This window comes from Roseovarius sp. BRH_c41 (assembly GCF_000961715.1).
Lineage (GTDB): Bacteria > Pseudomonadota > Alphaproteobacteria > Rhodobacterales > Rhodobacteraceae > Roseovarius.
The window spans coordinates 61228-73108 of the sequence record NZ_LADY01000003.1; the positions used below are offsets into that span (position 1 = coordinate 61228).

14 protein-coding genes are annotated in these 11881 nt (G+C 61.4%); 12 read left to right on the plus strand and 2 right to left on the minus strand.

The genetic code is table 11. The features are described from left to right. Window positions 1–216: a hypothetical protein gene (locus VR71_RS00920; protein ID WP_009818109.1), complete on the minus strand. Its 216-nt coding sequence runs from the start codon at window positions 214–216 to the stop codon at window positions 1–3. A gap of 134 nt (window positions 217–350) precedes the next feature. On the opposite strand from VR71_RS00920, the gene VR71_RS00925 reads away from it, so the two are divergent. From VR71_RS00925 to VR71_RS00975, 11 genes are all read left to right on the plus strand, one after another. Then, complete coding sequence (locus tag VR71_RS00925) at window positions 351–611, plus strand: DUF2312 domain-containing protein (RefSeq protein ID WP_009818110.1); 261 nt, start codon at window positions 351–353, stop codon at window positions 609–611. A 309-nt stretch (window positions 612–920) separates the two neighbouring features. Next, window positions 921–2069 carry a muconate/chloromuconate family cycloisomerase gene (locus VR71_RS00930; RefSeq protein ID WP_296429665.1) on the plus strand — a complete coding sequence of 383 codons (1149 nt, stop codon included), beginning with the start codon at window positions 921–923 and terminating at the stop codon, window positions 2067–2069. A 39-nt stretch (window positions 2070–2108) separates the two neighbouring features. Next, window positions 2109–3497, plus strand: a complete 1389-nt coding sequence (gene benA, locus VR71_RS00935; RefSeq protein ID WP_009818112.1) for a benzoate 1,2-dioxygenase large subunit — start codon at window positions 2109–2111, stop codon at window positions 3495–3497. A gap of 6 nt (window positions 3498–3503) precedes the next feature. Continuing rightward, entirely contained in the window at window positions 3504–4037 is a 534-nt protein-coding gene (gene benB, locus VR71_RS00940; RefSeq protein WP_085978778.1) for a benzoate 1,2-dioxygenase small subunit, read from the plus strand. Window positions 4038–4093: 56 nt separating this feature from the next. Next, window positions 4094–5116 (plus strand): benzoate 1,2-dioxygenase electron transfer component BenC, encoded by a 1023-nt coding sequence (benC, locus tag VR71_RS00945; protein ID WP_045680390.1) that lies wholly within the window; start codon window positions 4094–4096, stop codon window positions 5114–5116. Beyond that, entirely contained in the window at window positions 5113–5892 is a 780-nt protein-coding gene (gene benD, locus VR71_RS00950) for a benzoate diol dehydrogenase BenD (protein ID WP_045680392.1), read from the plus strand. The genes benC and benD overlap by 4 nt, the downstream gene beginning before the upstream one ends. A gap of 42 nt (window positions 5893–5934) precedes the next feature. Further along, window positions 5935–7110, plus strand: coding sequence for an ABC transporter substrate-binding protein (locus VR71_RS00955; protein WP_045680394.1), 1176 nt, complete (start codon window positions 5935–5937; stop codon window positions 7108–7110). 54 nt (window positions 7111–7164) lie between these two features. Then, complete coding sequence (locus VR71_RS00960) at window positions 7165–8034, plus strand: branched-chain amino acid ABC transporter permease (RefSeq protein ID WP_045680396.1); 870 nt, start codon at window positions 7165–7167, stop codon at window positions 8032–8034. A 4-nt stretch (window positions 8035–8038) separates the two neighbouring features. Further along, window positions 8039–9043, plus strand: coding sequence for a branched-chain amino acid ABC transporter permease (locus VR71_RS00965; protein ID WP_045680398.1), 1005 nt, complete (start codon window positions 8039–8041; stop codon window positions 9041–9043). Next, entirely contained in the window at window positions 9036–9779 is a 744-nt protein-coding gene (locus VR71_RS00970; protein ID WP_045680400.1) for an ABC transporter ATP-binding protein, read from the plus strand. The genes VR71_RS00965 and VR71_RS00970 overlap by 8 nt, the downstream gene beginning before the upstream one ends. Further along, window positions 9772–10461, plus strand: coding sequence for an ABC transporter ATP-binding protein (locus VR71_RS00975; RefSeq protein WP_009818120.1), 690 nt, complete (start codon window positions 9772–9774; stop codon window positions 10459–10461). Before VR71_RS00970 ends, VR71_RS00975 begins: the two co-directional genes overlap by 8 nt. A 65-nt stretch (window positions 10462–10526) precedes the next feature. Here VR71_RS00975 and VR71_RS00980 read toward each other — a convergent pair whose 3' ends face one another. Then, complete coding sequence (locus VR71_RS00980) at window positions 10527–11417, minus strand: LysR family transcriptional regulator (protein ID WP_045680402.1); 891 nt, start codon at window positions 11415–11417, stop codon at window positions 10527–10529. Window positions 11418–11617: 200 nt separating this feature from the next. Here VR71_RS00980 and VR71_RS24465 point away from each other — a divergent pair. Beyond that, a partial coding sequence (locus tag VR71_RS24465) for a hypothetical protein (RefSeq protein ID WP_296429666.1) occupies window positions 11618–11881 on the plus strand: 264 nt, incomplete at its 3' end.

An 11881-nucleotide genomic window follows, 5' to 3' on the forward strand; every position in this document is an offset into this window, starting at 1 on the left:
TCAGCCCAGCAGAATGCCGACGACGACCATCATCAGGCCGATCACGGACAAGAAAAGTGCGCCGGTGTTCAGTGGCACCACCTTTTGCACGGCGGCACGCAGGTCTGCGTCGGACAGACCGGCCTTGCGGGCCTTCCAGACCTTGAGGATACACCAGATGAGCGTCGCCAGACCGGCAAGTGACAGAGCAGCCCCCACCCAGATCATGATCTCCATAGTCTGCTCCTCTTTGCATCACCGCCCCGGCGCTAGAGCAATTTTTCGAGCATTGCAAGCCGTGCGGCAGATGGCCCTTGCACCGCATCCGACGCGGCGCTAGTCAGAAACCCCAACCGACCGGAGATCAGGCCATGGACGATATGAATTCCGACAGCAGCTACCGCGTCACCGCCGATGAGTTGCGCCAGTTCATCGAGCGGTTTGAGCGGCTCGAAGCCGAGAAGAAAGACATCGCCGACCAGCAAAAGGAAGTGATGGCCGAGGCCAAGGGCCGCGGCTATGACACCAAGGTCATGCGTAAGGTGATCGCCCTTCGCAAACGCGACAAGGACGATATCGCCGAGGAAGAAGCGGTGCTCGAGATGTACAAGGAAGCGCTCGGGATGGCGTGAGCGCCGAGACAGGTACACCACCGTGACGATCAAAGAAGGCGCACCCCCGTGGTGCGCCTTTTGTTGTTCTAAAGCAATTTCAAAGAAAGTTGATAGACTTTCTTGGTTCGAAATTGCGCCAAATTAAACAGGCAAAGTGTTTCGGTGTTTCAACGGAAAACCGAAACGCTTTACCCCGGGATATGGCGCTGTGGCAGGGCCGGGCAACTCTTCGGTCCGGGTATCACCCAAGACCCGCAGCATCATCGACTTAGCGCCGCGTCACAGGCAATTTGCACCTCAACGCAATACTGACATGTGGTGAACGCCGTGACCAAGATCGACCAGATCGAAACCATGATCCTCGATATTCCGACCATCCGGGGCCATGTCCTGTCGATGGCGACGATGCGGGTGCAGACCGCCGTCCTCGTGCGGGTGCGGTTCTCCGATGGCTCTGAGGGGATCGGCGAAGGCACAACCATTGGCGGGCTGACCTATGGGCCGGAAAGCCCCGAGAGCATTCAATCCGCCATCGACACCTATATCGCGCCGGCTCTTCTGGGCCGTGCGGCGGATGATGTGAACGGGGCGCTGCACTTGATCGACCATCTGGTCAAGGGCAACCGGATCGCCAAGGCGGCGATTGAAATCGCGCTCTGGGACGGGTTGGCGCGGCGCTTGGGCGTGCCGGTGGCACAGCTGTTCGGCGGTGCGGTGCATGACCGTTTGCCGGTGGCCTGGACGCTGGCATCGGGCAATTCCGACACTGACATTGCCGAGGCGCAAGAGATGATCGCCACGCGCCGCCACAATATCTTCAAGCTCAAGATCGGCAAACGTGCGGTTGCTGAGGATGTGGCGCATGTGGCGCGGATCAAGGCCGCCGTGGGCGATGCCGCGAGCATCCGCGTCGATGTCAATCAGGCGTGGTCGTTGCAGGATGCGCGCTGGGGTCTCAAGGGGTTGCAGGATGTCGGCTGCGAGTTGGTCGAACAGCCGGTGCGCGCGCGCTATCTCAATGCGCTGCGCGAGTTGACGCGGGACCATGAGATTGCCGTGATGGCCGATGAGGCGCTGAATGGCCCCGAGGATGCGGTGAGCATCGTGGCCAAGGATGCCGCGGATGTGTTCGCCGTCAAGGTGGCGCAGTCGGGCGGGCTCAAGCGCGCGTCCGAGGTGGTGGCCATCGGGCAAGCGGCGGGGCTTGGGCTCTATGCCGGGACGATGCTGGAAACGGGGCTTGGCACGGCGGCGGCGCTGCAACTCTTTGCGGGAGTTGAGGACTTGCGTTGGGGGTCCGAGCTGTTCGGCCCGTTGCTCTTGACCGAGGATATTCTGGCCACCCCGATCGTCTATCGCGATTTCGCTGTTGAGGTGCCGCAGGGCACAGGCATCGGTGTGACGCTCGACCCCGACAAGATCGACTTTTTCCGCCGCGACCGCGCGCGGAGCCTGAAAACCGTAGCCGGAGAGTGACCGGCCCAAGATCAAGATAATTCCGGAGGAGGAACGACGATGTTTACCCAATCCAATCTCGACGAACTGGAAGGTCGTCTCGACGGTATCGTGCAGGAGGATGCCGAGGCGGGGATTTTCCGCGCCCGTCGTGACATGTTCACCGATGAGGAACTGTTCGAGCTTGAGATCAAGCATGTTTTTGAGGGCAACTGGATCTATATGGCGCATGAGAGCCAGATCCCCAATCCCGGCGATTATTTCACCCTGACCATGGGGCGCACGCCGGTCGTGATCACCCGCGACAAGGATGGGCAGCTCAATGCGCTGGTCAATGCCTGCTCGCATCGCGGCGCGCAGCTCTGCCGGTTCAAGCGGCGCAACCAAAAGACCTTTACCTGTCCGTTCCACGGCTGGACCTTTTCCAACACCGGCAAGCTCTTGAAGGTCAAGGACCCGAATGGCGCGGGATACCCCGAGCAGTTCAACACCGACGGCAGCCATGATCTGACCAAAGTGGCGCGGTTCGAGAATTATCGTGGTTTCCTCTTTGGCTCGCTCAATGCCGATGTGGCCCCGCTGGAGGAGTATCTGGGCGAGGCGCGCAAGATGATCGACATGATCGTCGATCAATCGGATGAGGGGCTCGAGGTGCTGCGCGGCTCGTCCACCTATACGTTCGACGGCAACTGGAAATTGCAGGCCGAGAATGGCGCCGATGGCTATCACGTCTCGGCGGTGCATTGGAACTATGTGGCCACCACCTCGCATCGCACGGTGGATGGCAAGGAAGACAAGATCAAGGCGACCGATGCCAGCAAATGGGCCAAGCAGAAGGGCGGATTTCATTCCTATGTGAATGGTCACCTGCTGCTGTGGACCACATGGGCGGACTCAACCAATCGCCCCAACTATCCGCGCCTTGCCGAATGGACCGAGAAATATGGGGTGACCAAGGCCGAGTGGATGGTGGGCGTGCTGCGCAATCTCTGCCTCTATCCCAATGTGTTTCTGATGGACCAGTTCAGCAGCCAGATTCGGGTGTTCCGCCCGGTGAGCGTGGATAAGACCGAAGTCACGATCTATTGCATCGCCCCCAAGGGCGAAAGCCAAGAGGCCCGGTCGCGCCGTATTCGCCAGTATGAGGATTTCTTTAACGCCTCCGGCATGGCCACGCCCGACGATACCGAAGAATTCCGCGCCACGCAGCGCGGCTATGCCGGGGCTGCGCATGCCAAGTGGAATGACATTTGCCGCGGCGCGACCCAGTGGATCCATGGCCCGGATGAGGATGCCAAGGCGCTGGGCGTGAATCCGATCCTGTCGGGGGCGCGCACCGAGGATGAAGGACTGTTCGTCATCCAGCACAAGCAGTGGTCCGAGCGCATGGCGCAGGCCATTGCCAAGGAACGCGCCAGTGCATCCGACGCGCAAGTCGCGGCAGAGTGAGGAGAGATGACTATGACCACCGCAACGCTAGACCGCCAGAGCACCGAGGCCACCATGACCTATGAGGAAATCCAAGCCTTTCTCTATGCCGAGGCGCGCGCGCTTGATGATCGCGACTGGGACACTTGGCTGACGTTCTATCACGCCGATTGCCCGTTCTGGATGCCTGCCTGGGATGATGAGGATCAACTGACCGAGGACCCGCAAAACGAGATGTCGCTGATCTATTATCCCGATCGTTCCGGGATCGAGGATCGCGTGTTCCGTATTCAGACCGACCGGTCTTCGGCCACGTCGCTGCCAGAGCCGCGCACCAATCACAATCTCGCCAATATCGAGGTGCTGAGCCGGGACGCAGACACGATCACGCTGCGCTTTAACTGGCACACGCTGACCTATCGCTATGGCAAGACCGATCAGCACTGGGGCACGTCCTATTACACGATGGATACCACGGGGGCGAAGCCGCTGATCACAGACAAGAAGGTCGTGCTCAAGAACGACCAGATCCACCATGTGATCGACGTTTATCACATCTAAAGCCAAGACCGGCGCGTGCCCGATGGGGGCGCGCCACGAGAGGGGAGGAGCCCGCCATGACCAGCTATAATATCGCCCTGAATTTCGAGGATGGCGTGACCCGCATCATCCAGTGCGACGATGACGAGAAAGTCACCGAAGCCGCGTTTCGGCAAAAGATCAACATCCCGATGGATTGCCGCGACGGGGTCTGCGGCACCTGCAAATGCTTTGCTGAAAAGGGCGCGTATGAGCTGGAATTCTATCTCGACGAGGCGATGACCGAGGATGAGGCGACCGAAGGCTATGTGCTGACCTGTCAGATGATGCCGCAGAGCGATTGCGTGATCCGGGTGCCTGCGTCCTCTGCCGTGTGCAAGACGGCACCCGAGGCGGTGACGGCCGAAGTATTGGGCGTGGACCGTTTGTCCGAGACGTCCTTTGGTCTGCGGGTGAAACTGACCAAGCCGATGGGGTTCCTGCCCGGTCAATATGTCAATGTGAGCGTGCCCGGCACAGAGGCGCACCGCTCTTATTCGTTTTCCTCTGCACCGGGGTCCGATGAGGCGACTTTTCTCATTCGCAATATTCCGGGCGGGGTGATGAGCCGCTATCTGGGCGAGCGCGCAGTATCCGGCGATGCCGTGACACTGACCGGGCCGATGGGGGCGTTCTATCTGCGCCCCGTCGAGCGCCCGCAACTGTGGCTCGCGGGCGGCACCGGCCTTGCGCCGTTCCTGTCGATGCTGGAACAGGTGGCGGTGCAGGGATCGGAGCAGCCGATCACGCTCTACTACGCTGTAACCCGTGCCGCCGATCTGGTTGAACTCGACCGGGTGATGGCTTTGGCCGAAGCAATTGGCAATGTGACCGTCATCACGGTTCTGGCCGATCAAAACGAGGCGCATGATCGCAAGGGATTTGTAACGGACCATGTGACGGCTGAGGATCTGAACGGCGGCTATTGCGATGTCTATCTCTGCGGTCCGCCGCCGATGGTGGATGCGGTGCGCGGGCATTTCGCGCAGCTGGGTGTGACGCCCGCCGCGTTCCACTTTGAAAAGTTCAACCCGACCGAGACAGAGGCCGCCGCCGCATGACACCGCGTTTTGCAGATAGGGTGATGGTCGTCACCGGCGCGGCGCAGGGGATTGGCCGCCGGGTGGCCGAACGCGCCGCCGCCGAAGGCGCGAAGGTGCTGGTGGTGGACCGCTCCGAGCATCGCGACGCCGTCGTCACGGCAATCCGCGCGGCGGGTGGCGAGGCGCAGGCGCTGAATGTCGATCTTGAGACGTGGGAGGGCTGCGAGGCGGCCATCGCGGCGGCGGTCGAGATCTGGGGTCGGATCGACATCCTGATCAACAACGTAGGTGGCACGATCTGGGCCAAGCCGTATGAGCATTATGCCCCGCATGAGATCGACGCCGAGGTGCGGCGCTCTCTCTTCCCGACGCTCTATTGCTGCCGGGCGGCGATCGAGCGGATGTTGCCGCAGGGATCTGGCGTGATCGTCAATGTCTCGTCCATCGCCACGCGCGGCCTCAACCGCGTGCCTTATGCGGCGGCCAAGGGTGGGGTGAATGCGATCACCGCCAGCCTTGCCTGGGAAGTGGGGGAACGCGGCATTCGCGTGGTCGCCACCGCGCCGGGGGGCACAGAGGCCCCGCCGCGCGTGGTGCCGCGCAACCCCAATGCCGCCGAAGAACAGCGCGAAGACTGGTATCAGACCATCGTCGATCAGACGATCCAGTCCAGCCTGATGAAACGCTACGGAACACTCGACGAACAGGCAGGGCCAATCCTGTTTCTGGCGTCGGATGAGGCCTCTTACATCACCGGCGTCACGGTGCCGGTGGGCGGGGGCGATCTTGGATAGACCCTGAGGAGGGGTCTCAACACCAACTGGAGGAACTACCTTATGAAACGCGCATTTCTGGCGGCCCTCGGGCTTGCCACTGGCTTTGCTATGCCCGCAACAGCCCAAGACATCAAAGTCGGCCTGCTCTTGCCGTTTTCCGGCGTCTATGCGGCGCTGGGCAATGACATCGAAGCCGGGTTTACCACAGCCCTCGAGCAGTTCGGGTCTGAGACCCCGGCAACCTTCGAGATCGTCCGCGAAGATACCGAAGTGAAGCCGCCGGTGGCCTTGGCCAAGGCCAAGAAGCTGATCCTTCAGGACAAGGTCGATGTGATTTCGGGCATCGTCAGCTCTGGCGTGCTGGGCGCTGTGCGCGACATGGTGCATGGCGCGGGCGTGCCGCTGATCGTGGCCAACGCCGGCAATGACGAAGCCACCGGCGAGGCCTGCTCGCCCTATATCACGCGCATGTCCTTTTCCAACGGGCAGGTCAACCGCCCGATGGGTAAGTGGATGCATGATCAAGGCATCCGCAAGGTCTATACGCTGGCGCCCGATTATGCCGCCGGACGGCAGATGATCGACGGCTTTGTTCAGACCTTTACCGCCGCAGGCGGCGAGATCGTCGGGCAGGAGTTCACCCCGTTCCAGAAAACGCAGGATTTCGGCCCCTATATGGCGCAAGCCAAGTCGAGCGGCGCCGAGGCCGTGTTCGTCTTCTATGCGGGTGGCGAGGCGATTTCCTTTGTCAAGCAATACGATAGCTTTGGCCTCAAAGCCGATTTGCCGCTCTATGGCTCGGGCTTCCTCACCTCGTCGCTCTATGTCAATGCCGAGGGTCCGGCAGCTGAAGGCGTGATCACCGCGCTGCATTATGTGCCCACGCTCGACAACCCTGCAAACGCGCAGTTCGTCGAGGCGTTCAAGGCCAAGACTGGCCGGGTGCCGTCGGAATTCGCCGTGCATGGCTATGACGCCGGCCGCGCATTGATCGAAGCGGTCAAGGCGGGTGCCACGGACCGCGAGAGCCTCGCCAATGCGTTGCGGCAGGTCAGCTTTGACGGCCCGCGCGGCGCGCTGTCGATCGATCCCGCGACCAATAACATCGTGCAGCCGATCTATGTCTACGAAACCATCGCAGGCACCGACGGTCTGACCCAAAAGGTGTTGGCGCAATTGCCCGCCGAGGCCGATCCGGTCAATGGCTGCGAGATGGCGGCCCCCGTCAGCAACTAAGACACGCGGCCCGGCCATATCCTTGGCCGGGCCTTTTCGGGAGGAGGTTCCGCAATGTCACTCGATCTTGGTTTCTGGACGCTACAGGCACTCAACGCGCTGCAACTGTCCATGCTGCTGTTTCTCTTGTCTATCGGCCTGACCGTGATCTTTGGCCTGATGCATTTCGTCAACCTGGCCCATGGCGCGCTTTATGCGCTCGGGGCCTATTTCGCGGCCTCGGCGGCGGCGGTCGGCGGTTATTGGGCAGGGTTCTTTCTGGCCCCGGTGGCGGTCGCGGGGGTGGGCGTGTTGCTCTATTCCGGCCTCATCCAGCGGATGCGCAAATCGGGGCCGATGGCACAGGTTCTGGTCACATTCGGGCTGATCTTTGCGCTGTTGGACATCACCCGGATCGTCTGGGGCGATCTGGCGCTCGGGCTTGAAGTGCCGGACCTCCTTGCTGGCCGTGTAGCGCTCTTGGGCGTCGAATATCCCGCCTACAGGCTGTTCATCATCGCTCTGGGACTGGCAATCTTTGGCGCATTGGCCTTTGTCCTCAGCCGCACGCAAATTGGCGCGATGATCCGCGCGGGCGTGGACAATGACGCGATGGCAGCCTGTCTGGGCATCAATGTCGAGCGGCTCTTTTTCATCGTCTTTTGTGTGGGCTGCGCCTTGGCGGGGTTGGCGGGCGCGGTCGCGGCACCACTCTTGTCTGTCACACCCGATATGGGCCTGCAAATCCTGATCCCGACGCTGATCGTGATCGTGATCGGGGGGCTAGGCTCGCTCAAGGGGGCCATCGCGGGCTCGCTCATCTTTGGTTTCGTGCAGACCTTTGGCGCGGTGCTGGCACCGCAACTGGCCTCGGTTCTGATTTACGCGCTCTTGGCGGCGGTGCTGGTGATCCGGCCCGTGGGCCTCTTTCCGGCGAAAGGATAAGGCGATGTTTCGACATACACCTCTCCGATATGGTGCGCTCGTGCTCTTGGCCTCGGCGGCGCTCTTTCAGGCCTTTACGGCGGACTATTTCGGGCTGGATATCCTGACCGAGATTGTCATCCTTGCCATGCTGGTGATCGCGCTCGACATGGTCGCGGGCTTTGGCGGCATGGTCTCGCTCTGCCACGGCGCGCTGTTGGGCGTCGGGGCCTATGGCTATGCGCTCCTGTCCACCAAAGTTGGGTTGACGCCGGTGGCCGCTATGGGCGGCGCGGTGGTGATAACCGGGGCCATCGCTTGGGTCATCGGTGCCATCTGTGCGCGCAGCCACGGCATCTATTTCATCATGGCGACGCTGGCCTTTGGGCAGATGGGCTATTCCTATGTGTTCGAAGCGCCGCTCTTTGGTGGCGATGACGGTCTGGGCGGGATTGCGCGGCTCGACCTTTCATTGATCGGGCTCGATCTCAACGACGGGCGCAGCTTTGCGTTGTTCTCGCTGGGGGTTCTGGCGGCCATCTATGGGGTTGCAGTGCTCATTCTGCGCTCTGGGCTGGGCCGGTCGCTCTCGGGTGTCAGGCATAATGAACAGCGGATGCGCGCGCTGGGCCTCACGGTCTGGCGGGTCAAGGCGGATGTCTTTGGCCTCTCTGGCCTGATTTCCGGCTTGGCGGGCGTGATGGCCGCACAGCACGTGATGTTTGTCTCGCCCGGCCTTCTGTCTTGGACAGTTTCGGGCGAAGCGCTGGTGGTTGTGATCCTGGGCGGGCTTGGCACATTGGTTGGCCCCTTGCTCGGAGCTGCGGTCTTTGTGCTGCTCAAGCATGAGGTCGGCGCGCTCACAAGCTATTGGCATCTTGTGGTCGGTATTCTTCTGATCGCCGTGGTGATGAGCCGCGCCAATGGCATCTTTGGCTGGATCGAGGCGCGGTTTGGCGCGCGGATTGAACGGCGCGCGGCGGATGCGGTGCGCGATATAGACCCGAGGGAGGTCAAGACCGATGCTTGAGACACGCAATCTCGACAAGAGCTTTGGCGCGGTGCATGTCACGCGCGGGGTCTCGCTCAGGCTGGAGCGGGGCGAGCGACGGGTGATCCTTGGACCAAATGGTGCGGGCAAGACGACGCTGTTTAACCTGCTGGTCGGAGAACTGACCCCCGATAGCGGATCGGTGCATCTGGCGGGTGAGAATGTGACCGCCCTGCCGGTGGCGCGGCGCGCTCGGCAGGGCCTGTCGCGCAGCTATCAAAAGAACACGCTCTTTGACGGGCTGACTGTCGAGGAAAATCTGGGACTGGCGGCGGCGATCCACACAGGTCATGCCACCACATTGCGCCGAGACAGTCTGGCGCGCCCCGAGGTGCGCGAGATCGTGGCGGAGGTGGCCAATCAGGTCAATCTCATGCCCTATCTGCATGCGCGGGTGTCCGAGGTCAGCTATGGCGTGCGGCGGCAGTTGGAGGTGGGCGTGGCGCTCGCCACGCGGCCCCTCGTTCTCTTGATGGACGAACCGACGAGTGGCGTTGGACCCGAGATGGCCAAGGGGTTTCATGACCTGCTGAACAATCTGCCGCGTGATCTCACGCTGTTGATTATCGAGCATGACATGGACCTCGCCTTTGACGTGGCCGATACGATCACCGTGCTGAACTATGGCGAGGTGGTGTTTGACGGGCTGCCCGAGGCCGCGCGCGGCTCAACGCTGCTCAAGGAAATCTATCTGGGGAGTTGGGAAGATGCTTGAACTGAGTGCGGTCAATTCTGGCTACGGTGAAACCCAAGTCCTCTACGGCATGGGTCTGCGCGCCGAGGCGGGCCGGGTTCTGGCCATTCTGGGCCGCAATGGCGCGGGCAAATCCACCACGCTCAAGACGGTGATGGGCCTCTTGCCGCTACGCGACGGGCAGATCACCTTTGAGGGCAGCGCCATGCCCAAGCGGCCCTATGACATCGCCAAGGCCGGCATCGCCTATGTGCCGGAAACGCGGGATATTTTCCCCTCTCTGACGGTGCGTGAGAACCTTGAAATCGCGTCAAAACGGTTTGACGGGCCGTGGACAATGGACCGGGTGCTGGAGCTGTTCCCGCGTCTTGGCGAGCGGTTGGACAATGGCGGCACGCAGCTTTCGGGGGGCGAGCAACAGATGCTGGCGATTGCCCGAGCGCTCTTGATGAACCCGCGCCTTCTGATCCTTGATGAGCCAACCGAGGGGCTGGCCCCGATCATCGTCAAGCTGATCCATGACAAGCTGATGGAGCTCAAGCGCGAGGGGCTGTCGATGGTGCTGGTCGAGCAGAATTTCGGTTTTGCAACCTCGCTTGCCGACGATGTGGTGGTGGTCAGCAAGGGCCAAGTGGTCTGGACCGGCACGGCAGAGGAGATCCGCGCAGATGCGGAGGCGCAGCATCGCTGGCTCGGGGTTTGACAGGGGCAAGGTGCTAAGAGAGGCGCGCGTGACATGCGAGCGTCTCTTTCGCCCAATGCCCCGGCTCAGAACTGCTTGCGCGCGACCTTTTGGGCGAGTTGCACGAAATTGTGGACATGCACGCCCTGTTCGTCCAGCCGGTGATTGACTGACAGGCTGGTGCGGGCAATCTCTGGCTCGATCCTGAGAAACTTCATCCCCTTGCGCGGGGCGGTCGAGACCGACTCTGGCACGATACACACGCCCTCGCCAATCGCGACGAGGCTGAGGGCTGTCTGAAGATCCATACACCAGATGCGCAGAGGGGCCCTGAACCCCGCCCCCTCGATCGCCTTGAGCACGAAATCGGCAAAGCTGGGCCGCGGATACTCGGGATAAAGCACGAGGTTGTGCGTCTCCAACCGCTCCAGCTTGGCCACGGTGCGCCCGCCGGTATCGACCGTGTCGGGCAGGGCCAGGATCAGCTTTTCCTCCATCAGTTCCCGTGTGACGAACTCCTGATCGCTCAGCGCGGGGCGGGCAAAGGCCACGTCGAGTTCACGCGACACCAGAGCGCGGTGCAGCTGTGCGTTGTTCATGGGATTGAGGCTCAGATTGACCTCGGGATAATTGGCGCGGAATGATTTGATGATATTGGGCAGGATGCCAAAGGTCGCCGAGCCGACAAAGCCGATGCGCAGCCGCCCTTCGGCCCCCTGACCCAGACGACGCACCTCGAGCTTGGTGTCTTCCAATTGCGCCAGAATCGACCGCCCCCGCTCCAGCAATCGCTCACCCGCCTGTGTCAGGTTGATGGCGCTGCGACCTCGGTTGAACAGGATCGCTTCCAGTTCTTCTTCGATCTGCTTGATCTGGCGACTGAGCGGCGGTTGCGCCATGTCGAGCCGCTCTGCGGCGCGACCAAAATGCAATTCCTCCGCCACGGCGATGAAATAGGTCAGTTGTCTGAAATTCATGGCACCCTCCAGCCCCGCGCCTAGCCTAGCCTGTTGCAGCCATAAAAAAAGCCCCCGCGTGACCTAGCACTTTGCATTTTGTGGTGCAGATGAGCGCGGAGGGCTCTTAGTGCAATGTCCGTTGCGAGCCCAATTTGACAAATGCTGCATCGCCCCTGAGTGTCCGCTATCAACGTCATGCAGCCGGGAGGTGGTTCGGGATGGTGAGGAAAGTACTGTTTTGGAGTTTCGGCCTACTAACACTGATCGCGCTAGGCGGCTACTTGCTCCTCTTTCCACCGTTTCCACGGCCACCTGAAATAGCACGAGGACTTCCGAGTGATTTTGCCGAGGCAGATGCAGAGTTTGCTCGCCGAGTTTTAGCAGCATTCCAATCGCCTCTTACGGTGGAGGAGCTCGTCGTTCGTCTGAGCGATCAAGGCTTCACCATCCATGAAGAAGCCGAGTATGCGATTTTCGAAAAG

Excerpts from the sequence above, each read along its gene's own strand:
- benA (WP_009818112.1), top strand. The coding sequence starts at position 2,109 with ATGTTTACCCAATCCAATCTCGACGAACTGGAAGGTCGTCTCGACGGT.
- VR71_RS00960 (WP_045680396.1), top strand. The coding sequence starts at position 7,165 with ATGTCACTCGATCTTGGTTTCTGGACGCTACAGGCACTCAACGCGCTG.
- VR71_RS00970 (WP_045680400.1), top strand. The coding sequence starts at position 9,036 with ATGCTTGAGACACGCAATCTCGACAAGAGCTTTGGCGCGGTGCATGTC.
- benC (WP_045680390.1), top strand. The coding sequence starts at position 4,094 with ATGACCAGCTATAATATCGCCCTGAATTTCGAGGATGGCGTGACCCGC.
- benD (WP_045680392.1), top strand. The coding sequence starts at position 5,113 with ATGACACCGCGTTTTGCAGATAGGGTGATGGTCGTCACCGGCGCGGCG.
- VR71_RS00980 (WP_045680402.1), bottom strand. The coding sequence starts at position 11,417 with ATGAATTTCAGACAACTGACCTATTTCATCGCCGTGGCGGAGGAATTG.
- VR71_RS00925 (WP_009818110.1), top strand. The coding sequence starts at position 351 with ATGGACGATATGAATTCCGACAGCAGCTACCGCGTCACCGCCGATGAG.
- VR71_RS00955 (WP_045680394.1), top strand. The coding sequence starts at position 5,935 with ATGAAACGCGCATTTCTGGCGGCCCTCGGGCTTGCCACTGGCTTTGCT.
- VR71_RS00920 (WP_009818109.1), bottom strand. The coding sequence starts at position 216 with ATGGAGATCATGATCTGGGTGGGGGCTGCTCTGTCACTTGCCGGTCTG.
- benB (WP_085978778.1), top strand. The coding sequence starts at position 3,504 with ATGACTATGACCACCGCAACGCTAGACCGCCAGAGCACCGAGGCCACC.
- VR71_RS00975 (WP_009818120.1), top strand. The coding sequence starts at position 9,772 with ATGCTTGAACTGAGTGCGGTCAATTCTGGCTACGGTGAAACCCAAGTC.
- VR71_RS00965 (WP_045680398.1), top strand. The coding sequence starts at position 8,039 with ATGTTTCGACATACACCTCTCCGATATGGTGCGCTCGTGCTCTTGGCC.